Source organism: Candidatus Seongchinamella marina (genome assembly GCF_026262685.1).
Lineage (GTDB): Bacteria > Pseudomonadota > Gammaproteobacteria > Pseudomonadales > Halieaceae > Halioglobus > Halioglobus marinus.
In genome coordinates this window covers 451,209-475,865 of record NZ_SHNP01000004.1, presented here as the reverse complement: position 1 = coordinate 475,865, position 24,657 = coordinate 451,209, and the positions used below count along the sequence as shown (strand labels likewise).

Here is a 24,657-nt window from a genome sequence, read left to right as displayed (position 1 = left end):
ATCAGCGCTCTGCTTGCACTGGGAATTGTTCAAAATAGAAGCTAAAGCGCTCGCGTAATTTTTCCGGGTTTATGCCAAAGTCGTCCTGTAGGTTGTAAACAATGCGACCGTGTTTGCCTCTCGGGTTTTCTTCGAGAAACTGTCGCAGTTCATTTGTCGCTTCTTCGTTCATAGGTAGACCTGCCTTGGCGTATATTTTGCGGACCATGCCGATATCGTCGGTCATAAAATCATGGAACGGCACGTCTATACGATTTGCGTCCGCAAGCTTCTGGTGGTCCCGTGAACACGCCTTTAAAAGATGCACAACACGCTCCGACCAGTAGTCAATAATTCCGTGCATATCAATTGCGCTGCGCGACATGCGTTGACCATAGGCGAGCATGGTGGCTGCTGACTGGATAACTGCTACAGGGTCCCGGTGGGTGATGGCGACAGTTGCATCTGGAAACACTGTTTGTAAAACCGTTAGTTGTTCAAGGTGCTGTGGACACTTCAACACCCAGCGCGTATGACTACCGTCATCGCCATCCTGCCAGGTCAGAATTTTCAGTACCGTTTTCATGTATTCGTAGTGAGGTGTTTGGTCAGTGGCATAGTAGTGATCACGCCAGTCGGGGCATTGGCACAGCCACTCGAAGTTGTAGGAGGCAAAATCCGGACCCATCAATTCGAGTTCTTCGTGAATGTGATCGGGGTTCATCGGGTGCATGGCAGCTAGTTTGGGTACGGTCTGCTGCATCATCTCCCAGGTATCTGCGCAGCGCTGGTAGCGCGGGTCTACACCGCTTTCCAAAGCCGGTTCGCCGGGCATGGGTACGGGTTCATAAGATTCCCAAAGCGGCAGCGAGCGCAATCTGCTGTCTGCAGCCATCAGGTTTAGTAAATGGGTGGTACCAGAGCGCGGCAGGCCTGCCACTATGATAGGCGCTTTGATAGTAACGTCGTGAATTTCGGGGTGACGCGTGAGCAGGTCTTGTATCAGCAAGCGATTCTTTGCAAATAACAGCAGCTTGTTGCGCAGGCTCATCCTGCCCAGATTGTTTAGGCCTTGATCGTTGCTCCATTCGTTGCACAGCAAGTCCAGTCTTCCGCGAAAATCTTTCGCCCCGAAGTCTTCAAGGCCAGTGGCGTTGGATGCCTCCTCCAGAATGTCACCTGGATCCAGCGTTACATTTAGGGTTCTGCCGAAGGCATGTATCGATTGTTGCAGCTCGTTCAGCTCTGGATCCGCGAGATCCGTAATTCGAATAGTCTCGCTCACCTTCTGGCTTTTGAACTTCGAACTAGCCATGTTTATTTTCAAAAAATTCGAGAATCAAGGGGTCTCCTTCACGTTCCAGGTAGGCGGCAGCCAAACCCTCACCAAAACGCTTATACCAAATTTGGTGGTAGCCGCATGCTTTTGCCTCCTCCACTTTGCCTTCAACGTTATCTACAATAAAGCGTAAGTGGTGCATCCCTTCACGGCCAGCATCAAGAAATTCCTTGTGTGGTGTTTTTCCCGATATCCATTGAATGAGTTCTATTTCTATTTCACCGCTTTTCGCAAAAGCGATTTTCAGCGAGCTGGTTTCCTGAACTCCGCGATAGTCCCACTCCATGTCGAGCGCATCCATGACAGTGAATGGGCCAAACAAAGGCTCGTAGTGCGCCAATGCTTTCTCAAGATCCTGCACTACAAATCCAATTTGATCGACTTCAGGTAATTCAAGTGTGTCTCTTAAATCAGTACTCATTTTGCCTCCTTCGTTAGCTCCGCGGTTGATTACAGATGATTCGATTAGCTCAAATTAAAACAACTGTTGTAATATAACAAGTGCATAAATATAATTCTCGCCAGTTGGATAAACAAGTAAACCACTGGTTTGGGAGTAGGGTTATGAACAAGCGCGTTTCGTTTAACTACAGCGGAGCATCGGTACTGGTGACAGGCGGATCCAATGGTATCGGTTTGGCGATCGCCCGTGAATACCTGGCCGCAGGTGCCAGCGTCATGATTACCGGTCGTAGGGAAGGCGCCAGTGATTATGAGCATGACTTGAGTGGGCTGGATTACCGGCAACTGGATGTCAGTTCGCGTGATGCTTTGATCGAGTTGGCCAATAGTCTTGACACTCTCGACATACTGATTAATAACGCTGGAGGTGCGCAGGCAGACGAGTGGGGGCACGACGGCTTTGACCAGTCAGTCAGTATCAACCTGAGCAGTGCCTATCATCTGAGTGCTGCCTGCAAGCATTTACTTGAAGCCAGCCAGTTTGAGGGTGGCGCCAGTATTGTTGGAATTGCCTCGATGACTTCTTATTTTGGTTATGAGTGGACGCCCGGTTACGGCGCCGCCAAGGCGGGACTGGTGCAGTTAGTCAAAACACTGGGAATCAGCTGGGGCCCCAGCGGAATTCGCGCCAACGCGGTGGCCGCGGGAATGACGCGTAGTAACCTGACTGCGCCGGTTATTGATGGCATGCCAGAATTAATCGAAGGCATGTTTGAACGCCAGGGTTTGAAGCGGGTTGGGGAGGGGGAAGATATTGCCGCAGCTGTGTTGTTCCTGACATCGCCTGCCGCAAGCTGGGTGACGGGGCAGACTCTCGCTGTGGATGGCGGATTTTCAACGGGGATGGGCTAGTGGCGGTGTCTGCCATTGGCAAGCGGCAGCTGAACTCTGCCAAAACCCGAGACAAACTGATCGATGCAGCGGTCTCGCTTTATGGGAATAGCAGCATGGATGCCGTGTCTCTCAGGGAGATTGCCGTGGAGGCGGGACAGAAGAATCCCAACGCTCTGCAATATCATTTTGGCGATAGAGATGGGCTGCTGCAGGCAATCATCGATAAGCATTCAGCTCAAATCGGGCTGTTACGCGACGCTTATATTAGGGATACACAGGAAAAGAAATGGTCGCCGGGCGAAGCTGCGGCTCGCTGTCTGGTGATGCCAATTGTCGACTACATGGAGAGCAACGGAGACGGGGTGAATTTCGTGAGGCTGGTTTCCCAGATTGCGGCGGTTTACCAGAACGGCACTGCTTCAGGCCCAGCGGGGGGAGTTCACTTTCCCCGCACCAAATCACTGGAGGCCGTATTCAATCGCGCGCTAGTCGCAGTGTCTTCCCGGGAGGCACGGCGGCGTATCTACCTGGTGGTAACCATTACCTTTCATACCCTCGCCGATATTTACCGAACCAGTCAACAAACGCCAACCAGTCCGGTGGCAAATAGAAAGCTTATGGTGGACCAATTGATATGCCTTCTTGAATCTTTTTTTTCCGCGCCTCCCAGGCAGGTCCGCTAGGCTTCGCGCGAAAAAAGTTACTGAGTTTTCTTGCCTAAAATCGTCGGGGCTCACAGGTCTTACCAGAGGCACTGTGTTTGGAACGGAGGGTCATGGCAGACAAACAGCCTGCTTATCACCACATCCACGGCAAATTATTGACGTCACTCTGCGCCGTTCAGGCAGTCGCAGGCTCCTGTCATCTGTTTGCGTCATTCGCAGCAGGGCGGCTCTTTTGGATGCTGAATAGGCCTAAAGCTGTTTTCTATTCCACGCCAGAGCCCCGATCATTGCCGCGATAGGTAACAGGCATAGCAATAATATGGACTCCCAGCTAAGCAAACTAACCGCAAGACCCGCTGAAAGAGAAGCGATGGCCTGGCTGGAAAAGATAGCGGTGTCGTTGATAGCCTGAGCCTTATGCTGCTCACCTCCTTCGTAGGACATTGGAAGCAGGGCTGTACCGGCGACAAATAAGAAATTCCAGCCAATACCCAGCATCACTAGCTGTCCCCAGAAACCCATGACAGTTGCATCGCTGAGGCCGATCACAATAGTCAGGCCATAGCAGCCTAGCCCAGCAATCATAAGTCCCCTGATACTGAAGGCTTTAAAGAGCCAGGCTGTGAGCAGGGAAGGCAGGAACATGGCTGCAATATGTGACTGTATGACCCACTTGGTATCTTCCATGCTGTATCCATTATGAATGTGCATGCTGATGGGGGTTGCCGTCATCACAAATGACATGACCACGAAAGCGACGGTGCCGCTTGCCATGGCCAGTACCAAAGAAGGGTTGCTCAGCATCTCGCGCAGTGGTCTGGCCTGCCCATGGTGTTCTTGACCAAACCGCTCGGCGGGTACGTAGAACAACAATAATAGTCCTGCAGTGAAAAATCCGACCATGCCGAGCCAGAACGAGCCTCTGAACGGAACAGAATCAAGGTGCTGCCCCCACAGGGCCATTTCTGGCCCTAAAAAAGCGGCGACGATACCGGCACACATAATGATAGATGCGGCTGTCGGTCCTTTCTTCAGAGGCACACACTCCATAGCGGCGAAGCGGATTTGGTGCATTGCGGCATTGGCGATTCCCAGAATTGCCGAGCTGGCACAGAACAAAGTGAAGCTGCCAAGTGCCAGGGCTTGGCCGGCAAGCAGGGTGGCGGTAATGCCCAGGCCGGTGAAAGCCAGGAATGTTTTTTTGCGACCAAACCGCGCCATCCCGCGTGATGCAGGAAGAACGCCTAAGGCGGTGCCGACCACCATCAAAGCGATGGGCAACGTGGCCAATTGGGCGTTGCTGGCCAATTGGGCGCCGATAATACTGCCAATCAGCATTAGCATGGGTGACGCAGACATAGCGATAGCACTAATCAGTGCCAGTAGCCAAACCATCTTAAATTCAGAGCCCATTTGGTCAGGATAACTCATCCGATAGACGATAGCGCCCGTATGAGTTATTGGGTGCGTGTGAAACCTGAAAAGTAACGTAAATGCCACCTCCAAAGCCTTGCTTCCACGCGTGTAAGTGAGGAAAATGCCGAACCAAATTGATTCATCGCGAAAATCTTGAGGCCCGCCAAACCATTATGTCGAATCCAAACCTGGTAAACCCCATTTTTTCTGCCCCCTTCAGCAAGTGGCTTGCTGTCTCTGTTTTAGCAGCCGCGGGATCGCTGGCAGGGTGTTCAGACAGCAGCAGTGACAGGCCAGCCGCAGCACCAGAGCCGGAGCCTCCTGAAACCGTAGTGGCGCCATTTCAGGAACTGTACGACCAGGGCATCAGTCGGTATATCGGTGAATACACGCCGATGCTGTCCGAAGAGGAAGAGGGCATCGTCACTCACAGCTTCGGAACAGGCGATGGCCCTCTGTGTATTGATGGGTCTGAATTCAGGATGGCCACCCTCGACGCGGGATCACAAGACCTGGTGATCTTCCTGCAGGGCGGCGGGGCGTGCTGGTCTGAGCTTCCTAACTCGTGCACAGAAACTGCTAGCTCGGGCATTCCACAGTCTGGCATTTTGGACCCGACGCGAGCTGATAATCCGGTGAAGGATTACAACGTAGCTTATTTTCCTTACTGCGACGGCGGACTGCATGGCAGCGATAGGGATACTGACTCCGACGGCGACGGCGACGCTGATCGCTTCCAGCGTGGCCTTCATAATCTGTCCGCAGGATTGGATGTAGCACTGCGAGAGTTTCCCAATCCGCGCCGCGTCGTTCTGATGGGGTCTAGCGCCGGCGGCCTGGGTACGACGTTTGCCCTACCTTTGGTGCGCTACCAGTTCCCCGATGTGCGCATCGATATCGTTAATGACGCTGGCGTGGGCGTCAACCGCCCGAATCAGCCAGAATTTCTGGAACTGTTGACGAATGATTGGAATTCAGAGGCGTTTTTCCCGGAGAGTTGCCCCGAGTGTATCCCAGAGGATGGTCACTTGAGCGACTACCATGTATGGCAAATGAATGAAGATCCCAACGTACGTCGTGGCATGCTCAGCCACAGTGACGATACGGTATTTGCGTTGGTGTTTCTCATGATCGGTTTCGATGCCTGGAAAGAAGCGCTATATCCGGAAATGCAGCAGTTAGAAGACGCACACCCGGAGCGCAGTCATTACTGGATCCCTAAAGCCGTCGGTCACACCTTTCTGCAGGCAGAACCCGATCAGACCGCGGGCGGTGTTCCGCTGATGGAATGGATCGCTCTTATGCTTGACGACTCGGAAGACTGGGTCTCAGCCCAGGACTGATCTGTAGTTGGATTATAAAAAAAGGGCCGCAAGGCCCTTTTTTTATGAGTGCGTTATCCGGTGATCAAACGGCAGGAGCAGCTTGAGCTCCTCGTATCAGCTTGCCGGGCACTGCTCCGGTATAACGCCCGTTCTCCATAATGACTTCACCATTGACGATCGTGGCAAGGTAGCCAGTGGCGCCCTGGAACATTCTCCGGCCGCCTGCGGGCAGGTCAAAGATAATCTCGGGGGCTTCCAATTGCAGTTGTTCGAAGTCGATAAGATTAAGGTCCGCTTTCATACCCACTTGTAGAGTGCCCCTATCGTTAAGGCCCACGCAGCGCGCCGTATCCATAGTTTGCATTTTGACCGCCTGCTCCAGACCCAGGCGATGGCCGCGCTCGCGGTCACGCACATAAAAACTGAGCATCTGGGTGGGCACGCTGGCATCGCACAATACGCCGCAATGGGCACCGGTATCAGCGAGCGAAATCACCGTCGCCTCATCTTCTAATAGTTCAACTTGTCGGCTCAAGTCATTGGCACCGTAGCCAAAGCAGGGGAAGTAAACAACGTTCTTGCCATTTCTTTCCATCATCAGATCATAGCAATACTGCTGCGGCGAGATTCCAGCTTCCCTGGCCTTGGCGGCAATACTGTCCTGTGGGCCTGGCTCGTAGTTAGGCGGCGTACCCAGCTCGTAGAGCTTGTCATAGCCACCGATAATGGTGTCCATGAAGTCGTCGCCCATTAATGGCAATTCCTCAGCGAGTATCGCCGCCCGTACTTGTGTTTTTCGAAGTTCGTTCAGTCGTTCCTCATGGGAAAGAATAGACAATGGTGCGTAATTGGCGTGAAAACTGAATGGATGAATAGTGCCGTCCCAGGACAGCAGCAGGTTGACTGGCCTTGCGCCAATATGTGGAATTAACTGGGCACCTTCAACTGCCGCTTTACGGCAAAACTCCAGTTGGGCTTGAACGCGGGGCCAGTCAGATTCTTCGCGAAAAAATAGTACAAAGTTAATCTGGCAGTTGTTGTCGATGGACAGTCGTTTCATCCAGTCCATCTCTTCCTGCCAGTTGGTGAAGTCGGAAACCAGGCCAAATATAGCCTCGCCGCCAAGGTCACCGATCGCTTTTCCTATGCCGAGTAACTCATTTTCGTCTGCATAAGTGCCGGGCATCGCCTGCTCTTCACGCGTGGTATGTAGCTCGGTCCGCGACGTGGTGAAGCCGATCGCCCCAGCGCTTACGCCCTCTTTAACAATGCTTGCCATTTTCTCAATATCTTCACTCGTGGCTTTTTCATTGTGCGTACCCCTGTCGCCCATGACATAAGTGCGCACTGCGCAGTGGGGAACCTGCGCACCCACGTCGATTGCTCGAGGGAATGCCTCTACCGCATCAAGATATTCTGGGAAGGATTCCCAGTCCCAACTGATTCCCTCATGAAGGGCGGAGCCGGGAATATCTTCGACATCCTCCATCACCGCGATTAAGCGGTCATGTGCGGTATCGCTGGGCTCGCAGGGGGCAAACCCCACGCCACAGTTACCCATAATCAGGGTGGTGATACCGTGATTGGCAGCAGGACTGCAAAGAGGGTCCCAGGTAGCCTGACCGTCCATATGGGAATGAACATCCACCCAGCCGGGGGTGAGGAGCTTGCCTTCTGCATCTATTTCACGCCTGGCAGTGCCGTTAACTGCTCCCAGAGCGGCGATACGGCCGTTGGTTATGGCCAGGTCTCCGTCAAAAGCGGGAGCTCCGGTGCCGTCGACAATGTGCGCGTTGCGAATGATGAGGTCATACATGGCTGTTATCTCTTTGGCCGTCTGATATACAGTCATCAAGATAACGCCTCACGGTGCGAAATACACTACTCGCGAGCCGCTTGGGGCTCAGGCGCAGCTGCCTTAGGGGGCTGGTGTAATCTGTTGGACCAGCGACCTTCAGAAGCAGGTTTATAATCGGGCGCAACAATCAGGGAGGTCCAGATGCAACGTTTAGCAGGAAAAGTCGCTATCGTAACCGGTGGTGCGAATGGCATGGGCGAAGCCACAGTCAGGCTGTTCGTGGAACACGGCGCCAAGGTCGTTATCGGTGATATTGCCGAGGACGCGGGGCAGGCGTTAGCAAATGAGTTGGGTGAGGTGGCCGTTTTCTGTCGCATGGATGTGACATCGGAAGCCGATTGGGATAAAGCTGTTGCCGCTGCCCAGGCTTTGGGCCCACTGAATGTATTGGTTAACAATGCGGGTATGGTGCACATGGCCTCGATTCTGGACACCTCGCCGCAAGACTTTATGCGAGTAGTCGAGGTTAATCAGTTGAGCACTTTTCTGGGCGTTCGAGCAGTGATAGAGCCAATGAAAGCGGCGGGCTGTGGCTCCATCATTAACGTTTCTTCCATTGATGGTTTGCATTCATGTGCCGGCCTTGGGGCCTATTCTGCCAGTAAGTGGGCGGTGCGCGGTTTCACCAAAGCAGCAGCGATCGAGCTGGGCCAATACGGTATTCGTGTCAATAGCGTACATCCCGGCGGAATATTTACCGAGATGGGTGGCAAGGGGGTGATCTCGGAGGATGACCTGAACAAATCTATTTACAAGGATTTTCCAATTCCTAGAACCGGTCAACCCGAAGAAGTGGCCTACGTGACTTTATTTTTAGCAACGGATGAGGCCAGTTACAGCACGGGCTCAGAGTTTGTTGCCGACGGCGGTTGGTTCGCTGGCATGCGTCGCCCTGGAATGCCCTGCTCGTGACGGTGCTGCAGGGCCCTCTGTCAAAGCTCGTGTGACAGGCGCAAACCCCAGGTCCTGGGCGCGCTTAACTGAGTGCCTGGTCCATAGTTATGAGTCACGCTGGATGGGCGCTCACGGAATATCCAGTTGCGCTCATCGGCAATGTTTTTGACAAAGGCGGTCATGCTCCAGGGGCCATAGGAAGCGCTCAACTGGCTGTCCCAGCGATCCCAGGCTTTTACTTTGTCGTACTCATCCAGATTAAACGGTGACATGTATTGATCACCTACATACATGTAGCTCACCGATGCAGACATTTGTGCCCACTGCCATTCCCACTGGGCGCTGGCCCACAGGCTGAATTTATGTTCCGGGGTGAGCGGAAAGGAATTGCCTTCAAGGTTTTGTTTTTCGGTGCAAAGTGGGTCATCTGAGTTGCCTTGTGCCAGCGGTCCCAACGCGCAGGCATTGGCGTCTGTACTGGCGAACTCATCATAGCTGGTCTGGTTCCAGGACCAGGCGGCACCGGCGCTAAGGTATTGGTTTAGCAGAGCGGTGGCCTCCACTTCTATTCCGTAGGCATGGGCCTCGTCGGCGTTGCTGAAGCTGCGCAAGGCGACCCCATTGACAACATCCTGACGGATAACCTGTAAATCCTGGTAATCGTAAAAATAGGCGGCGGCAGCTAATTGCAGACGATTGTCGATTAATGCCCCTTTGTATCCCAACTCCAGTGACAGCAGATCTTCAGGAGCAACGCGGTCAACATCCGTTGAAGCAGTGGGCTTCATGAAATTGAATCCACCGCTGCGATAACCTGTGGCCAAGCTGCCATAAAGCATCTGGCCCGACATAAAGGTATAGTCCAGGCCGAGGCGCCAATCCACGCTGTCCCAATTGTCTTTGGCTTTCCGGCTGATGTCGCCATCGCCGACCCATTGCACGAATGTCGTATCGCCGCCGTCTTTGTCATCCTGAGAATAGCGTAGCCCTGCTGTCAGTCGCCATTGGCTGGAGAAATCCCAGGTGCCCTGCCCGTAGGCGGCATAGGTCGTGGTGATGAGATTAGAATTGCCGCGGTAGAGCCAATTCTCTGTGCTGGTATTGCGTCCGACCAGATTGCCAAGAAAAGCGTAGACCGCCATCACGTCGTCGTTGTCCTCGCGGACAGCGAAGAACTGCTCTTCATCGCTGCGATAGTAATAGAGCCCTGACACAAAGTTGATAGCACCATCGAGTTCGGAATAGAACTGCAAATCTTGCGAGGTAAAGTTAGCTTCCTGTGCCGTATTGTCTGTCACCATAGGTGGAGCGTGATCTATGCCGGTTAGTGCAGACACCGGAGTGTTGCCAAGAAAAATTTCGCTCCAGCTAAAGCCAGCATCTGCTGCGTTGGTGGCGTCGTTGTCCACGCGCTTGGCATAATCATATTCATAATAAGAGGCAAGATGCTTCAGGCGATAATTCCCTAGTGCAATTTCGTTCAGCAGATAAACCGAGCGGGTGTCAGTGCTTTCCACCGGAATGATATCCGACTGAGTTTTGCTTTCATCAGAAATGGCAGCGTTCGACTTGGTGTAACCCTGGTGAAAGTTGACAAAATTTTGTCCCGGAAAGGTCCCTGGCAGATTGAGCGGAGCGCCGCTACTGGCATCCGGCACTATCTGCAGGTAGTCGGTGTTGAAAGGCAGAGTTCGATACCCGTTGGATGGGCGTCGGTTTAAGTCGACATCGGAAAACTGAATACGTGAGTACCATAGATTATTCCAGTGATACTTGAACGACAGGCGCAGATAGCGCGTGTCTTTGTCGTCGAAATCTTCGCCGGAAGTCACTTCTTCTTGAAAGCCCGACCGTTTGATAGAGGATGCAGCCGCAACCATGGACAGCTGGTCCGTTATAGGTCCGCTGATGAGGCCTTGCAGTGCCTGGTAGTCGTAGTTGCCAAGTTCCAGGTTGACTTTGCTTTTCCAGGTGATCGTGGGGCCCATACTGATGATGTTAATGGCGCCGCCCACCGCATTGCGGCCGTAAAGTGTGCCCTGAGGGCCGCGCAGTACTTCAACTCTGTCGGTGTCGAACATGTTGGTGTATTCGAATAAACCAGCCTCTGTGGTGTACACGCCATCACTATAAAGAGCGACACCGGGGTCGGACCCAAGAGCGTTGTTTGGTCTTCCCACACCCCTGATGCTTACCTTCGATGGTGTCCCGGTCATACTCAGCGAAGGGGTACGAGCCACAAGGTCCTGCGCGCTATTGATTGAAAATTTACCAAGCGTTGCCGCGTCAAATGCGCTGATGGCGATTGGGGTATCCAACAAGCTTGATTGCCTGCGGTTGGCGGTCACTATTACTTCTTCTAATTGACTCGCGCCCTGGCTCCAGGCCGTCGGTGTGTTGGTCAGCAGAGGTGCAAGTAACCATAGATTGGCCCATATGGCACGTCGGGGTAGCGCATTGCCATGCTGTTTCATTTAAGCGCCTCCTTCATAATCGGCTTATCCTGCCTCCAGCCGGGAGGATGGAGCCAAAGCATTAGGGCCGAGACCATAGAGTCTGCTCTGACGCTGCTGACAAATAGTTTAACCCATTCGTTAAATGCAATTCGCAATGGATTGTAGGTGCCGATGTTATTAATCAGCCCGTACTGCACTGCCGCTTTTTCCTCGACGAAAGTGCCGAATAGCCGGTCCCAGACAATCAACATGTTGGCATAATTTTTGTCGATATATTCGGGGTTTGAACCGTGGTGGGCCCGATGATGTGAGGGAGTGACAAACAGGTACTCTACTGGAGTCCAGAGCTTTTTTACCATTTCAGTGTGCGTCCAGAAGCCATAGATAGTGGCAATGGCCCCAGCACTGGCGATGACCAGCGGATCGAAGCCCAGAAGCGGCAGAGGCCAATAAAACAAAGCGCGCGTCAGCGGTCCGGTGGGAGACTGGCGCAGGGCAGTGCCAAAGTTCATCCGCTCGCTGGAATGATGCACCACGTGGGCGCACCATAGAAATCGTATGCGGTGGGAAGCACGGTGATACCAATAAAACATGAAGTCCAGCACCAGCAGGGTGAACAGCCATTGCAGCGGACCATGCCCCAGCTCAAAAAAGCGGTGTTGGTAGAGATAAAAATGCAGACCGATAATCAGAGCATTGAAGCCAAATCTAATTACGATATTCATTGCTAATTGCGACATCGATGCACCGAAATCGCGCCATTCATAGGCTTCCTGTCCACGAACAGCCGTGATGATGGCTTCGGCCAACATCAACAAGGCAAATACCGGCAAAGCTAGAATAGTCAGGTCCATTTTTTGTTCAATTCTCAGGTATAGACAGCTGAGGATGTTAATGCCTCATACCCCGCGGGGCAATGCGTGTAGTCCGACCCCTTTTTTCGGAAATTTGAACTATAGTTGTCATTAACTACAACAGCTCAGGAGAGCCAGTCATGCTGTACGCTATGCCAGGCAGTGAAGATGCACTGTTTACCTTCAAGTCACGATATGAAAACTTTATCGGCGGTCAGTGGGTTGCGCCGGCCTCCGGAAACTACTTCGAGAACATCACTCCAGTGACCGGACAGGCATTCTGTGAAATTCCTCGATCTGGTGACCCAGACCTTGCCGCGGCCCTTGATGCTGCCCATGCTGCCGCTGATGTCTGGGGTAAGACGTCTGCCACAGAACGTTCCAATGTGTTGCTTAAAATTGCAGACCGGATAGAAGCAAACCTAGAAACCCTGGCCTATGTGGAAACCTGGGACAATGGCAAGAGCATTCGCGAAACACTCAATGCAGATATTCCGTTACTAGTGGATCATTTTCGCTACTTCGCCGGGTGTATCAGGGCGCAAGAGGGGAGCGCGGCAGAGATTGATGCCAATACAGTCAGCTATCATTTTCATGAACCATTAGGCGTGGTCGGTCAAATCATTCCCTGGAATTTCCCGCTTCTGATGGCGGGTTGGAAACTTGGGCCGGCCCTGGCAGCGGGTAATTGTGTGGTTTTAAAGCCGGCTGAGCAGACTCCCGCATCCATTCTGGTGTTGATGGAAATGATTGGGGACCTGTTGCCCGATGGGGTGGTGAATGTGATCAACGGCTATGGTGAGGAAATTGGTGAAGCCTTGGCCAGTTCAAATCGTATTGCCAAAATTGCGTTTACCGGGTCAACGGCAGTAGGGCACTTGATTCTGGCAAATGCGGCGAAAACCCTGATTCCTTCCACCGTCGAATTAGGCGGTAAGTCGCCCAGTATTTTCTTTGAAGACATCATGCAGCAGGAGGAGGACTTCGTTAGTAAATGCGTCGAGGGCGTGTTGCTGGGCTTTTTCAATCAGGGGGAGGTATGTACTTGCCCGTCCCGAGCCTTGATACAGGAAAGTATCTACGACGACTTTGTGGAAAGGGTGCTGGAGCGCGCGAGGAACATTGAACAAGGAAGTCCGCTGGATACCGAGACCATGATAGGCGCCCAGGCGTCCAAGGAACAATTCGATAAGATTATGAGCTATATGGAGGTTGCCCGGCAGGACGGCGCCAAGTTCCTGATCGGCGGCGACAGGGCAGAGGTTGCCAGTGATATCGCAGGGGGTTATTACATTCAGCCTACGCTGCTTCAGGGGACTAATGATATGCGTGTGTTCCAGGAGGAAATCTTTGGTCCCACTCTGGGCCTGACCAGTTTCAAGACTGAGGAGGAAGCCCTCGCGATAGCTAACGCCACCGAGTATGGGTTGGGGGCGGGCGTCTGGACCAGGGATACCAATCGGGCCTTCCGTATGGCCAGGGGTATCAAAGCGGGGCGGGTGTGGATGAATTGCTATCACGCCTATCCTGCCCATGCCGCTTTTGGAGGTTACAAGAAGTCAGGCATCGGTAGAGAAACCCACAAGATGGCATTGGAACACTACCAGCAGACCAAGAATATGTTGGTCAGCCATGATACTAATCCGCTGGGCTTCTTTTAGACAAAGAAATAAAGCGACACCAATAACAGACCTACAAGGCAGCGGAGCCAGAAAGGTGCCGCTGTTTTATAAAGACTTGCCTGCGGTACAAATAGATGGCTGTTCAGTGATGGCTCGCTTGTCTACTATGCGGGCGTACAGTTAACTATTATGGAGACAGATGATGCTGTCCAAGTTAGACGACTACCCGATTCACCAGACGGTCCAGCCCATTTTCCACACCGCCTCCAGCGATCGTTTTCATTACGATCGGTACTGGTATAACGCTCACGCAAAAGACGGCAGCTTCTATTTTGGGGTCGGCATGTGTCGCTACCCTAACCTGGGCATCCTTGATGGCAGCCTGAGTCTCGCCATCGATGGCAGGCAATACGCTTTTCACGGCTCTTGCCGAGCGCCCCATGAGCCAACGGATCTTAGTATTGGGCCGATGGAATTGCAGATACTCGAACCAATGGGTAGGCACCGGTTGATTATTGCAGACAACGAAACTGGAATTTCCTGCGATCTCTTGTTCACCCCTCGCACGTCCTGTCTTGAGGAAGGGCGCCAAACCTTGCGCAACGAACGTCATGTTGTGATGGACGCGACTCGCCTGGATCAATTTGGTTTTTGGTCAGGGTGGATTCGTTACGATGGCAAAGAATTGGTGGTAGACGGCGCTACAACTTTTGGAATCAAGGATCGCTCATGGGGCATTCGCCCTGTCGGCGATGCCTACACTGGCGGCGCTCCGCTGGCTGAGTTCCAGGCGGTTCACTTCAACTGGGCCCCTATTCACTGGGAAGACGAATGCAGTCTAGCCGGTTGGTTTGAGGACGGTGAAGGCTACCAGTGGCACACAGACCAGGGTTTCCTGCCACACTATGCCAGCATGGATGAAATTCCCGGGACCAATGACCCTGCCGCCCGCACCTGGAATGGCAAAGTTGAACACAAGCTGAATATGATTGCGGGCACCCGGCGTGCCAGTTCCGCGGTCATCACCATGAACGACAAGTCGGGAGAGAGCCTTGAAATCAGTTTGGAGCCGGTAATGCTCCATCGCATGAAGGGACTGGGTTATCAGCACCCTGAATGGGGGCATGGCAAGTGGCATGGGGAACTCGTCATATCTGGCGAGAGTTGGACGGATAGCGACCTGGATCCGCTGGCCTTGGAGAATCTTCATATTCAGCAGATTGTCATCGCGCGCTGCGGCGACAAGATTGGCCATGGTGTGCTGGAGCAGATGCATATTGGCCCTTCAGCGAGTCACGGTTTCGCAGATTGGTTTGACGGAGCGACTTAGTTCATCGTTGCCTAGAGATACGCTATGAAGAAGCTTGCCTTGCTATTGCTGTTTACCCTGCTCACCTTATCAGGCGCAGCACTTTTAGGTGCATGGTATGTAGGCGCATGGAATCTGATTTTTCCAAACGATCAGCATGACAGCCAGGCACCCCGCCTGCCCGCTAACCTTCAGCAGCCAGCGATCTTGGTCTTTAGCAAGACCAATTCGTTTCGACATCGAGACGGTATTGCAGGCGGTTTGCGGGCCTTGGAAACTATCGGCGACAACAATGACTGGTCAATATTTGCGACTGAAAACGGGGCTGTGTTTAATTCAGAGCAACTGGCAAAGTTCTCCGCAGTCGTATTTCTCAATGCATCGGGCGATATGCTGAGTGAGCCGCAGGAAGCAGCTTTCGAAAGCTGGTTGGTCGCTGGCGGCGGCTGGTTGGGGATACATGCTGCGGGAGACGGTTCGCACAAAGGCTGGTCTTGGTACGGGCAGAACCTGATCGGCGCTGACTTCACCGCTCATATTCTCGGACCGCAATTCCAGGTCGCCCGCGTTGAGGTTGAGTCCCCAGGCCATCCCGTGGCTCAGGGCCTTCCTGCAACTTGGGAGCATGAAGAAGAGTGGTATTCCTGGGAGCGTTCGCCGCGAGCCAGGGGCTTTAATGTTCTGATGACTATCGACGAGAGTAGTTACTCACCGATCCAGAATGGCCCGGGTTTTGAACGAGATTTGCGGATGGGCGATCACCCGGTGGTATGGACGAATTGTTTGGGGCAGGGGAAAACTGTCTATAGCGCTCTGGGTCACCAGAAAGAGGCCTTTGAAGCGCCTCAGCACCTGCAACTTCTGCAGAGTGCGCTGATCTGGCTAATAGATTCTGATCAGCCGTGCCGAAAGACAGACACCGCGCTCCAGTGAGTCAGGGTCCCTATCGCGCCTGAATCAGCTATCCCTGTCGCGAACCTTTCCACGCAACGATTTTACTTTCCCTCGGCGTGTCTTGCCGTCTACTCTTTTCTTTTTTGAACTGCGAGTAGGCTTGGTCGGTCGACGCGCTTTCTGGATAGCGGCAGCACTGCGTATCAAGTCTTGCAAACGTTCTAAAGCATCTGCTCGATTCTTGTCCTGGCTGCGAAAGCGCTGAGCTTTGATGACAATAACCCCATCGTTGGATATGCGGTTGTCGCGCTGCCTCGTTAGACGTTGCTTGTAAAACTCGGGCAGCGAGGAATCGGCGATGTTAAAGCGCAAGTGAATAGCCGACGACACTTTATTTACGTGCTGGCCTCCAGCCCCCTGAGCGCGTATAGCAGTGATCTCTACCTCTTCTAGTGGCAGGGCAACGGCACTGGATATTTGTAAACCGCTCATGAGCGTTCCTTGTTGGCGGGTATAAAAAACTACGCTGATCATCACTATGGGTCAATCAAGTTATCTTCTTTACTACCAGCGTTGCTAACTTATGAGATGCTAGTCCCAAATAAAACCCACCAGTGAGGCCGAACCGATGCGCCTGATTATCATTCTGTTTTCAAGCTTCGTTGTGCTGAGTGCCTCAGTTCACGCGACGGAGCGTCCCAATATTATTGTCATGGTGGCCGATGATCTCGGCTGGGCTGACGTGGGCTTTCATGGTGGAGAAATCGATACTCCCTCACTGGATCGCCTTGCTGCGGAGGGAATGGAGCTTTCTCGTTTTTACACTACGCCGATATGCTCTCCCACCCGGGCAGCGCTGATGACAGGGCGCGACCCAATGCGGCTGGGCGTATCCTATGCTGTCATCATGCCGTGGACCAATCTTGGCATCCACCCACAAGAGCACTTTATGCCGCAAAGCTTTTTGGCTGCCGGCTATCAAACAGCGATGGTCGGCAAATGGCATCTGGGTCACTCCCTGCAGGCATATCACCCAAACGCTCGTGGTTTCGAACACTTTTATGGGCACCTGCACACGGAAGTTGGCTATTTTCCACCGTTTGCTAACCAAGGAGGTAAGGACTTTCAGGAAAACGGCGTCTCCATCGAGAAACAAGGCTATGAGTCCTATTTACTGGCTGACGAGGTGTCTCGCTATATTCGCGAGCGTGATCAAGAAAAGCCTTTCTTCGTCTACATGCCTTTCATTGCACCGCACACTCCTCTGGATGCCCCAGATGATTTAATAGAAAAGTACGCTGACCTGGAGGATAAGCGCCGACCGGCCCGCAGCAAAAATACTGATGAGACCCGTAAAATAAGTCGCGTGATGGGCAGAGACAGCGCCAGACCAATGTATGCCGCGGTAGTGGATGGTATGGACCAGGCGATTGGCCGAGTGCTAAAGACTCTCGATGAAGAAAAAATTGCTGACAATACGATTGTGTTGTTTTTCAGCGATAACGGCGGTGCAGCTTATGCGACCGGCGGAGCCGATAACGTCCCTTTGCGCGGCGGCAAGGGAGAGACATGGGAGGGTGGAATACGCGTGGTGTCATTAATGCGTTGGCCCGATGGTCTGGCATCGGGTAAAAAAATGAATCAGATTATGAGTGCCATGGACGTATTTCCAACGCTGGCACAAGCTGCCGGAGTAAAACCAGCCAACGATCAGTTTGAGCTGGATGGGAGGAGCATGTGGCCTGCCCTGGCAGAAGGAAAAACCATTCCCCGTGAAGAGTTGTTGTACTTTGCCTCAGAAACACCCATCCGCGGTTCCTTCATGCTAACCGCGTTTAATGACCACTGGAAACTGGTACAGGAAGTTCAGCAGGGGTTGTTGTCAGCGACGGTGACGAACTATTTATTCCGCATTAATGAAGACCCGAATGAACACAATAACCTCGCTGCGCAGTTCCCCAGGGTCGTCGAAAGCCTGGCGGGAAAAATTCATTATTGGCGCACACTCTACCCTGTAGCCGGTGCGCGATCTGAACTGGTGCCGCCACCGGGCTGGCGTGCGCCGAAAGACTGGGCGACGTACCCGCGCTCGTTTGAAGAAACTCAGGCTGTTTCGGCACCCGGCATGCCCCCTGCATTTGCCTTAAAACCCCTGGATTTTCAGCACGGCGAAGCAGGGCGCCTGATTTATAATTGTGAGCCATACGAGCTGTTGGGTGGCGGGCTGTGTAAGTAGCCCGTTTAAGCGGTGGAAGCGGGCTGTTCTGCGAGGTGGTTTTCAATTACCTGAATGAAATCGGCACCGTATTTGTCGAGCTTGCGCTCCCCCACACCGGTCAGACGGCCAAACTGGGCCAGATTCTGTGGCAATGCGACACACATTTCTTGCAATGTGCGGTCGTGAAAGATGACATAGGGAGGGACGCCCTGGTCTTCAGCCAGCTCTCTGCGCCGCTCCCGAAGCGCTTCCCAAAGGGCAACGTTTATGTCCGCGGGCAGACTTGTTTTGGTCGTTTGCTTCCCTGCTTTTTTGGGAACATCCCTGCGTAACTGGATGGTCTCTTCACCGCGCAATAGCGGCCTGCACTGTTCTTCCAAGCGCAGTGCACCAAATCGGTCCATATCAACGCGCAGGTAACCGCGTGCTACTAATTGTCTGAACACCGAACGCCACTGGTTAGCGTCAAGGTCCTTCCCCAGGCCGTAAGTTGCCAAGCGATGATGGTCGAACTGATAGATTTTTTCACCCTCGCCACCGCGTAATACATCGATTAAGTGATTAACGCCAAAGCGCTGCTCCGTGCGATAAACAGCCGACAGCGCCTTGCGGACAGCCTCTGTGCCGTCCCAGGTATCTACAGGTTCAAGGCAGCTGTCGCAGTTGCCACAGGGTTGCTCCAAAATGTCGCCGAAATACTTGAGCAAGCTCTGTCGCCTGCAGGATGTGATTTCGCAAAGGCCAAGCATTGCATTGAGCCTATGGCGTTCAGCGCGCTTGTGCTCTTCACTGCCGTCTGATGACTCGACCATTTGCCGCAGTTTAATGACGTCCTGTAAGCCATACACCATCCAGGCGTTGGACGGCGAGCCATCGCGTCCAGCACGCCCCGTTTCCTGATAGTAGGCCTCTACTGTTTTAGGCATGTCCAGATGAGCCACAAAACGCACGTCCGGTTTGTCTATACCCATACCAAAGGCCACCGTGGCCACCATGATGACGCTATCTTCCCGCAAAAACCTGGATTGGTAATCAGCCCGAATTCGGGCGTCCAAACCGGCGTGGTAAGGCAGTGCGTTGAAGCCCTGCTCTTGCAGCCAAAAAGCGATGTCTTCGGTCTTTTTGCGGGAAAGGCAGTAGACGATACCCGCGTCGGTGGGATGTTCCTCCTTCAGGAAACCCAACAACTGCTGCTTGGCATTCTGCTTCAGACTGATTCGGTAACGGATATTGGGTCGGTCGAACCCTGCGATAAACTGATCGGCGCTATCGAGATCGAGTCTGTGAATGATCTCCTTGCGGGTGCGTTCGTCAGCAGTGGCAGTCAGGGCAATGCGGGGAATACTGGGAAACTGCTGGTGCAGCAGGCTCAGTTGCAGGTAATCGGCTCTGAAGTCGTGGCCCCACTGGGACACGCAATGTGCTTCATCGATTGCAAACAGTGAAATCGGCGCCCTTTGTAGCAGTTCTATACTGCGCGCCTGAGTCAGCCGTTCAGGGGCGATGTAGAGCAGATCCAGTTGCCCTTGTAGCAGGTCCTGTTCAATTTGTGCTACCTGACCCGGTTCGAGAGTGGAGTTAAGAAAAGCCGCCTTCACCCCCAGCTGCCTCAGCGCACTGACCTGGTCCTGCATAAGCGCGATCAGGGGTGATATCACTACACCGCAACCGGGGCGAACCAGAGCCGGGATCTGGTAACACAATGATTTTCCGCCACCGGTGGGCATGAGTACCAGAGCATCCTGGCCGTTAACAACGGCGTTGATGATGTCATCCTGGGGAGGGCGGAAACGGTCGTAGCCGAAGGTATGTTTTAGAATATGCTGAGCGCTGGTCATTGCTGGAGAGTATATATGCCTTTTGGGTAGCCCTGCCAGATTAAGGTTTAAGAGTAAGTAGAGAGCATCTGGAGTAATATCTGGATGGTAGTTAATGATAACAACACCAACAGGAGGTGTGTGATGTCCCCACTCAATGAAGAGCAGGGTAAAGAATATTGGCGCCGCAATTTGTCCTTGATGCTCAAGCTGCTGACAATCTGGTTTATCGTCAGCTATGGCTTCGGCATTATTCTGGTTGATGTGCTCAACCAGATTAAGATTGGCGGCTATCAGCTGGGATTCTGGTTCGCACAACAGGGTTCAATTTACGTATTTGTAGGATTGATTTTCTATTATGCCAAGAGGATGGCCGCGCTGGACAAAGAATTTGGTGTGGAAGAAGACGAATAGGGAACTCTGGCATGGACCTGCAAACATTAACGTATGTTGTCGTGGGCTTTACCTTTGCCCTCTATATTGGAATCGCCATCTGGGCCCGCGCAGGATCGACAAAAGATTTTTATGTCGCAGGCGGTGGTATTCATCCCATTCAAAACGGTATGGCCACTGCAGCAGACTGGATGTCTGCTGCATCGTTTATTTCTATGGCTGGCCTTATAGCCCTGAGTTACGGAGGCTATGGTGGTTCGGTGTTCCTGATGGGCTGGACCGGCGGTTATGTCATCCTCGCCATGCTGATTGCGCCTTACCTGCGTAAGTACGGAAAATTTACGGTGCCAGAGTTTATTGGTGATCGTTTCTACTCCAACTCAGCGCGCACTGTTGCAGTGATTTGCCTCATTATCTGCTCTGTCACTTATGTTATCGGCCAGATGAAAGGTGTTGGTGTGGCGTTTTCCCGCTTCCTGGAAGTGGACTACGACACTGGACTTTATGTAGGCATGACGATCGTTTTCTTCTACGCCGTGCTGGGCGGTATGAAGGGTATAACCTATACCCAGATCGCCCAGTACTGCGTGCTGATTCTGGCTTATACCATTCCTGCTATTTTTATCAGCCTGCAATTGACCGGCAATCCAGTGCCTCAGCTCGGCCTGGGAAGCACGTTGGTCGGCACCGATGTCTACCTGCTGGACAAGCTCGATATGGTGGTTACAGACCTCGGCTTTAAAGAGTACACGACCAATGTGCGATTGAGTGGTATTAATATGTTCGCCTATACCATGTCATTGATGATTGGCACGGCGGGTTTGCCTCACGTTATTATCCGTTTTTTCACTGTGCCTAAAGTTAAAGATGCACGTTCTTCTGCGGGTTGGGCGCTGGTATTCATCGCAATCCTCTACACGACTGCCCCTGCAGTAGCGGGTATGGCTCGTCTGAACTTGATTGACACCCTCGGTGGTGAAGATGGCCAGGGTTTGATCATTGAAGATCGCCCTGTCTGGTTCAAGAACTGGGAAAAAACCGGTCTACTGAACTTTGATGACAAAAACGGCGACGGTCGAATCCAGTATTCTGCGGACAAGGAAGTCAACGAGATGGTCAAGATTGATAATGACATTATGGTTTTGGCCAATCCGGAAATTGCCAAGCTGCCCAACTGGGTGATTGCGCTGGTAGCCGCCGGTGGTCTCGCTGCTGCGCTATCGACCGCCGCGGGTCTGTTACTGGCAATTTCTTCAGCGATCTCACATGACTTGCTCAAGGGTATTCTGACGCCAAACATCAGTGAGAAAGCGGAGTTGAATGCCTCTCGAATAGCAATGGCGTTTGCTATTGCTGGAGCGGGTTACCTGGGGCTCAATCCGCCGGGGTTTGCCGCGGGAACCGTCGCCCTCGCTTTTGGACTTGCAGCATCCTCGATTTTCCCGGCGCTGATGATGGGTATCTTCTCCAAGAGCATTACCAAAGAAGGTGCCATCGCTGGCATGGTTGGCGGCATTGGTGTGACCTTGTTTTATGTGTTCCAGCACAAGGGCATCATGTTTATCCCGGATACCGCGTTCCTCGGTGACACCCTCCCCAACTGGTTTTTGGGTATCGAGCCCAATGCCTTTGGCGTTGTTGGTGCAGCAGTCAACTTCACGGTAGCCTTTGTGGTGTCCAGAGCAACGTCTGAACCTCCGCAGGAAGTTCAGGATTTAGTAGAACATATCCGTGTGCCCGTGGGTTCTGGCGAGGCGAATGCGCACTAAAATCAGCATGACCATTATCAGGGAGGCGCCGCTTTGCAGCGTCTTGACGCTGGCCTAAACTTGTCTCGCTGGTATCTGGTATTCCTGGATAGCAGTGCACCATCGATCGGAGCGGCATTCAGTGTTCAAGAATAAGCATGTAGTCATTGCCATCATTGTAGCCCCCATTCTTTCGATACTGGCTTGGGTTGGCGTTGGCCAGTTCACCGGTGAACAACCTCAATTGGCGCAGCCGGGCCAATCTTATCCGCTGCTGGAAAAAAGTAACTGCCGCTATGACAGTGGTGCCTGCGACCTGGAGAATGAAGATTTTAAATTTCGCCTTACTCTGCAGGATGGCACTGTCGGCTCGGAGATTCTCCTGACTTCTACTCATCCCCTGGAGGGCGTGGTACTGGCAGTCAGCGCAGCGGGCACGAATCCCATACCGGTCGCTATGAGAGCATCTGATGGCAATGGCTTGGAGTGGCGCATCGCCCTGAAGGCGCAGCCAGGGCCTGCGGAGCGCATTCGAATTGCGGCTAGTGCAGATGGCAGCAGCTATTTCGCCGATGCGTCTACGACTTTTTTGCAACCAAGAGGCTAAGCTGTCTCATGAGTGACAAAATATCAACGCAGCACGCATACGATCGAGAGCATGCCAACCACATTGACGCGCTTGGTACGCCAGAACTAGTGACGGTTGCTGAATTCATTCGGCAAACTCTGCCGTTTAATGAGCTGCCTGCGAGTATCCTCTATCCCTGTGTTGCAAAAATTCTGGTGCAGTACCACTGCCGAGGCGAGAGTTTTAGCGCAGATACGCCTGATAAAGGACTGCGAATTATACGCAGCGGCGCCGTGGAGTTGCGCAATAGTGATAATAAATTGCTGGATAGACTCGGCGAAGGCGAGAGCTTTCATATTATCGGTTTAAATGCTGAACGGGGGGCGGTGATAGCCACCGTTATTGAGGATGCCCTGGTCTATTTCGTGCCCGACGATGTGTATAGAGGTTTGCGGAAGAACGATCGGAGTTTTGATCGGTACTTTAGTGGGCAACGAAACCGGCGCTTGCGCAGGGCGGCTCGCTACCAGCCTGAACCCAATACCATGATGCAGCAAGTGAACACGCTGATGAGCACCAACTTGCTCATGATGGAACCATCCGCCACGGTTCAGGGAACGGCTCAAGCCATGGCTAAGCGCAGGGTATCTTCCGCTTTTGTGGTGAAGAATACGGATTTGCTGGGCATTGTTACTGATCGAGATTTGCGAGTACGTGCAGTGGCGAAAGCTCTGGCTCCCGAAACACCGGTAAGTCAGGTAATGACGGCAAATCCAGAATGGGTCGAGGGGCAGGAGACTGTTTTTGCAGCCACCTTGCTAATGACTCAGGGTCGATTTCACCATCTGCCGGTAAAAATAAATGGTGAGACAGCCGGCATAGTAACAACCTCGGATTTAGTACTGTCGAAACAGGATGACCCAGTTTATCTGGTACAGCATATTTCGCGGCAAGCCGATGTAAATAGTATAAAACAGTTAGTTTCCGGGATGTCTAAGCTGATGATTCAGTGGGTTAACTCTGGCATGCGGGCCCAGCAAGTGAGCCAGATTTTAACCGCTGTATCCGATGCAATCACCATTCGCTTGATTCAGTTGGCAGAGGAACAATTTGGCCCAGCTCCGGTGCCGTGGTGTTGGGCCGGTTTTGGTTCCCAGGCCAGGTCAGAGCAACTGCTAGGCGCTGACCAGGACAATGGGTTGGTGATTTCTGACGCAGTGACTGCCGATCAACTCCCCTGGTTTGAGAAGCTGGCACGATTTGTTTGTGATGCTTTGAGTGAATGCGGTTACGTGCATTGTCCCGGTGGCATTATGGCAATGACCGATGAATGGTGTCAGCCACTGGTCACCTGGCAGGATACTGTGCGTCGATGGACTCGTTCACCTACGCAGGACGCGGTGATGCGGGTGAGTATATTCTTCGATGTGCGTTGTATTTATGGCGATTGCTCTCTGGCAGACCGTTTGCAAGAGACCATGCTTGAGCAAGCATCGCAAAACTCGATTTTTCTGGCGGCTTTGTGCGCTAATGCACTGGAGGCCAGGCCGCCTCTGGGTATTTTTCGTCGCTTTGTGGTAGATCGTGACGGAGAGCACCGCAAGGAGTTAGATTTAAAAAAACGAGGCGTACTGCCTCTGACTGAAATTGTTCGTTTGCACGCACTGGCGCACAAGATTTCTGCGGTTAACACCGATGAGCGTCTCAAGGCACTGGCGGCGGAGAAGCATCTGACAATCACCAATAGTCGGAACCTTGCCGATGCCCTGCACTTCATCCAGCACTTGCGAATCACGCATCAGTGCGAGCAGGTTATGCGTGGCGAAAGTGTTTCGAATTTCCTGAACCCTCGCGATCTGCCGAAGATGGCCAGAGAGCAGTTGCGAGACGCATTTACTATTATTGATGAAGCTCAGTCAGCTATTAGGCAAACCTACCGAGCGGGAATGGCTTAATGTGGCAATTGCGAGCGCAGCGCCTCGCATATGGTCATCGGATGACGAGAA

General features: G+C 52.8%; 20 protein-coding genes. 12 read left to right on the top strand and 8 right to left on the bottom strand.

The genetic code is table 11. The features are described 5' to 3' along the window. Position 1: 1 nt before the first annotated feature. Together EYC87_RS13440 and EYC87_RS13435 are read right to left on the bottom strand one after the other, a co-directional pair. Positions 2-1,294 carry a sulfotransferase family protein gene (locus EYC87_RS13440; RefSeq protein ID WP_279253330.1) on the bottom strand — a complete coding sequence of 431 codons (1,293 nt, stop codon included), beginning with the start codon at positions 1,292-1,294 and terminating at the stop codon, positions 2-4. Continuing rightward, entirely contained in the window at positions 1,287-1,739 is a 453-nt protein-coding gene (locus EYC87_RS13435; protein WP_279253329.1) for a VOC family protein, read from the bottom strand. The genes EYC87_RS13440 and EYC87_RS13435 overlap by 8 nt, the downstream gene beginning before the upstream one ends. Before the next feature lie 143 nt (positions 1,740-1,882). Between EYC87_RS13435 and EYC87_RS13430 the strand changes: the two genes are divergently transcribed. Both EYC87_RS13430 and EYC87_RS13425 read left to right on the top strand, forming a co-directional pair. Next, a complete protein-coding gene (locus EYC87_RS13430) occupies positions 1,883-2,632 on the top strand; it encodes an SDR family NAD(P)-dependent oxidoreductase (protein WP_007228616.1) in 750 nt (249 codons plus the stop codon). Further along, positions 2,632-3,297 (top strand): TetR/AcrR family transcriptional regulator, encoded by a 666-nt coding sequence (locus tag EYC87_RS13425; RefSeq protein ID WP_279253328.1) that lies wholly within the window; start codon positions 2,632-2,634, stop codon positions 3,295-3,297. The genes EYC87_RS13430 and EYC87_RS13425 overlap by 1 nt, the downstream gene beginning before the upstream one ends. A gap of 231 nt (positions 3,298-3,528) precedes the next feature. Here the strand turns inward: EYC87_RS13425 and EYC87_RS13420 are convergent, their stop codons facing one another. Beyond that, positions 3,529-4,692 (bottom strand): MFS transporter, encoded by a 1,164-nt coding sequence (locus EYC87_RS13420; RefSeq protein WP_279253327.1) that lies wholly within the window; start codon positions 4,690-4,692, stop codon positions 3,529-3,531. A 137-nt stretch (positions 4,693-4,829) separates the two neighbouring features. Here EYC87_RS13420 and EYC87_RS13415 point away from each other — a divergent pair, with 137 nt between their 5' ends. Next, positions 4,830-6,038 carry a pectin acetylesterase-family hydrolase gene (locus EYC87_RS13415; RefSeq protein ID WP_279253326.1) on the top strand — a complete coding sequence of 403 codons (1,209 nt, stop codon included), beginning with the start codon at positions 4,830-4,832 and terminating at the stop codon, positions 6,036-6,038. Positions 6,039-6,102: 64 nt separating this feature from the next. Here EYC87_RS13415 and EYC87_RS13410 read toward each other — a convergent pair whose 3' ends face one another. Then, positions 6,103-7,872, bottom strand: coding sequence for an N-acyl-D-amino-acid deacylase family protein (locus EYC87_RS13410; protein ID WP_279253325.1), 1,770 nt, complete (start codon positions 7,870-7,872; stop codon positions 6,103-6,105). 147 nt (positions 7,873-8,019) lie between these two features. Here EYC87_RS13410 and EYC87_RS13405 point away from each other — a divergent pair, with 147 nt between their 5' ends. Then, the gene (locus EYC87_RS13405; protein ID WP_007228703.1) at positions 8,020-8,790 is read left to right on the top strand and encodes a glucose 1-dehydrogenase; all 771 of its coding nucleotides are present in this window, start codon (positions 8,020-8,022) and stop codon (positions 8,788-8,790) included. 20 nt (positions 8,791-8,810) lie between these two features. On the opposite strand, the gene EYC87_RS13400 is transcribed toward EYC87_RS13405, so the two are convergent. Both EYC87_RS13400 and EYC87_RS13395 read right to left on the bottom strand, forming a co-directional pair. Continuing rightward, complete coding sequence (locus tag EYC87_RS13400; RefSeq protein WP_279253324.1) at positions 8,811-11,246, bottom strand: TonB-dependent receptor; 2,436 nt, start codon at positions 11,244-11,246, stop codon at positions 8,811-8,813. Further along, on the bottom strand, positions 11,243-12,082 hold the full coding sequence (locus tag EYC87_RS13395; RefSeq protein ID WP_279253323.1) for a sterol desaturase family protein: 840 nt from the start codon (positions 12,080-12,082) through the stop codon (positions 11,243-11,245). The genes EYC87_RS13400 and EYC87_RS13395 overlap by 4 nt, the downstream gene beginning before the upstream one ends. Positions 12,083-12,222: 140 nt before the next feature. On the opposite strand from EYC87_RS13395, the gene exaC reads away from it, so the two are divergent. The 3 genes from exaC (at position 12,223) to EYC87_RS13380 (ending at position 15,946) form a co-directional block, all read left to right on the top strand. Then, positions 12,223-13,743, top strand: coding sequence for an acetaldehyde dehydrogenase ExaC (exaC, locus tag EYC87_RS13390; protein ID WP_279253322.1), 1,521 nt, complete (start codon positions 12,223-12,225; stop codon positions 13,741-13,743). A gap of 160 nt (positions 13,744-13,903) precedes the next feature. Next, positions 13,904-15,034 carry an Rv3169 family protein gene (locus EYC87_RS13385; RefSeq protein WP_279253321.1) on the top strand — a complete coding sequence of 377 codons (1,131 nt, stop codon included), beginning with the start codon at positions 13,904-13,906 and terminating at the stop codon, positions 15,032-15,034. Positions 15,035-15,058: 24 nt separating this feature from the next. Next, positions 15,059-15,946 (top strand): ThuA domain-containing protein, encoded by an 888-nt coding sequence (locus EYC87_RS13380; protein WP_007228534.1) that lies wholly within the window; start codon positions 15,059-15,061, stop codon positions 15,944-15,946. Positions 15,947-15,970: 24 nt separating this feature from the next. Here the strand turns inward: EYC87_RS13380 and arfB are convergent, their stop codons facing one another. After that, the gene (gene arfB / locus EYC87_RS13375) at positions 15,971-16,399 is read right to left on the bottom strand and encodes an alternative ribosome rescue aminoacyl-tRNA hydrolase ArfB (protein WP_040540781.1); all 429 of its coding nucleotides are present in this window, start codon (positions 16,397-16,399) and stop codon (positions 15,971-15,973) included. A gap of 136 nt (positions 16,400-16,535) precedes the next feature. On the opposite strand from arfB, the gene EYC87_RS13370 reads away from it, so the two are divergent. Continuing rightward, positions 16,536-18,143, top strand: a complete 1,608-nt coding sequence (locus EYC87_RS13370) for a sulfatase-like hydrolase/transferase (protein ID WP_279253320.1) — start codon at positions 16,536-16,538, stop codon at positions 18,141-18,143. 5 nt (positions 18,144-18,148) lie between these two features. Here the strand turns inward: EYC87_RS13370 and recQ are convergent, their stop codons facing one another. Further along, the gene (gene recQ, locus EYC87_RS13365) at positions 18,149-19,963 is read right to left on the bottom strand and encodes a DNA helicase RecQ (RefSeq protein ID WP_007228540.1); all 1,815 of its coding nucleotides are present in this window, start codon (positions 19,961-19,963) and stop codon (positions 18,149-18,151) included. 123 nt (positions 19,964-20,086) lie between these two features. Here recQ and EYC87_RS13360 point away from each other — a divergent pair, with 123 nt between their 5' ends. From EYC87_RS13360 to EYC87_RS13345, 4 genes are all read left to right on the top strand, one after another. After that, complete coding sequence (locus tag EYC87_RS13360) at positions 20,087-20,356, top strand: DUF4212 domain-containing protein (protein WP_279253319.1); 270 nt, start codon at positions 20,087-20,089, stop codon at positions 20,354-20,356. 11 nt (positions 20,357-20,367) lie between these two features. After that, complete coding sequence (locus EYC87_RS13355) at positions 20,368-22,104, top strand: sodium:solute symporter family protein (protein ID WP_279253318.1); 1,737 nt, start codon at positions 20,368-20,370, stop codon at positions 22,102-22,104. Between the two features lie 121 nt (positions 22,105-22,225). Next, positions 22,226-22,690: a hypothetical protein gene (locus EYC87_RS13350; RefSeq protein WP_279253317.1), complete on the top strand. Its 465-nt coding sequence runs from the start codon at positions 22,226-22,228 to the stop codon at positions 22,688-22,690. An 8-nt stretch (positions 22,691-22,698) separates the two neighbouring features. After that, positions 22,699-24,606 (top strand): DUF294 nucleotidyltransferase-like domain-containing protein, encoded by a 1,908-nt coding sequence (locus tag EYC87_RS13345; protein ID WP_279253316.1) that lies wholly within the window; start codon positions 22,699-22,701, stop codon positions 24,604-24,606. The last annotated feature ends 51 nt before the right edge of the window (positions 24,607-24,657 follow it).